Consider the following 951-nt stretch of genomic DNA (forward strand, 5'->3'; position numbering starts at 1 on the left):
CCTGCGCCCAGATCACGCCTTTACAGGAGTAACCTGCCCATGTGGATGTCACTCATTCTCGCAAAGGTTCAAGCGTGGATCACCTATCGCGATACCGTGCGGGAACTGCAATATGTTGGCGACAAGGAACTGTTGGACCTTGGAATATCCCGCAGCGATATCAAAGACGTCGCACGTCGAGTCACGCAGGAGCAGTCCGCTCCACTCACGTAAGCCGATAGCCATCCTGCGACTAGATTTCTGCAGCGCGTGGAGAGTTGTCCCCTTGTTACGGATACTCGCCTTCCAAGGTAAAGCCAGCCTTGAGCACAACCTGAAAGTGGCGAACCTCGCCATTCTCAATGTGTCCGCGGGTCTGCACGACCTCAAACCAGTGCAGATTTCTCAACGTCTGATCCGCGCGCTTGATCGCAGTTTGGATGGCATCCTCGATGCTGGTCTCAGATGATCCAACCAGTTCAACCATCTTGTAGACGTGATCCGACATCCTATGCTCCTCGCCGTCAACCCGCGAGTAGATAGTGCATGGGATAAGGCCTGCTAGTATTCTAATGCCTCTTGGTGTGCTTCATTCCCGAGGAGCTGGAGTTGCTCATTGCTTTTCGCACTCTTGGTTGTCTGGATGTAGGGGGAGGCTGCCGATATCACTTCGACAAAGGGTCGTCTGGGCATGAACCACAGAAACAACCGGACGGTGTGCCGGATGATCTCGAGCGTAAACTGGTGACGAGCATATGAGACGGGCTGCATCCCCCTACCCTATTGCGCAGCAGCTTGATTCATCAGCCGTGTTCCCGTAATAAGGCCTTCGAGAGAACCTCGATCCGCTGCAGATCCCGCTCGCTCACCGCTATCAGTCCCATCCGCGTTCTTCCGCATCATTCAGAAGTGGGGAGTGTGACATTCCTACTTTACGGGATCAGGACATTCTAACTTTGCGGCTACAACGCA

Annotated in this window: 2 protein-coding genes; one reads left to right on the plus strand and one right to left on the minus strand. The window is 54.0% G+C overall.

Annotation, left to right across the window (positions count from 1 at the left end; all coding sequences use genetic code 11):
* The coding region (locus ILT44_RS30505) for a DUF1127 domain-containing protein (RefSeq protein WP_204243356.1) at positions 1 to 213 on the plus strand (213 nt) is incomplete at its 5' end.
* Positions 214 to 268: 55 nt separating this feature from the next.
* On the opposite strand, the gene ILT44_RS30510 is transcribed toward ILT44_RS30505, so the two are convergent.
* Positions 269 to 487: a dodecin gene (locus tag ILT44_RS30510; protein WP_204243357.1), complete on the minus strand. Its 219-nt coding sequence runs from the start codon at positions 485 to 487 to the stop codon at positions 269 to 271.
* Positions 488 to 951: the final 464 nt, after the last annotated feature.

It is taken from the genome of Microvirga arvi (assembly GCF_016892765.1).
GTDB classification, from domain to species: Bacteria; Pseudomonadota; Alphaproteobacteria; order Rhizobiales; family Beijerinckiaceae; genus Microvirga; species Microvirga arvi.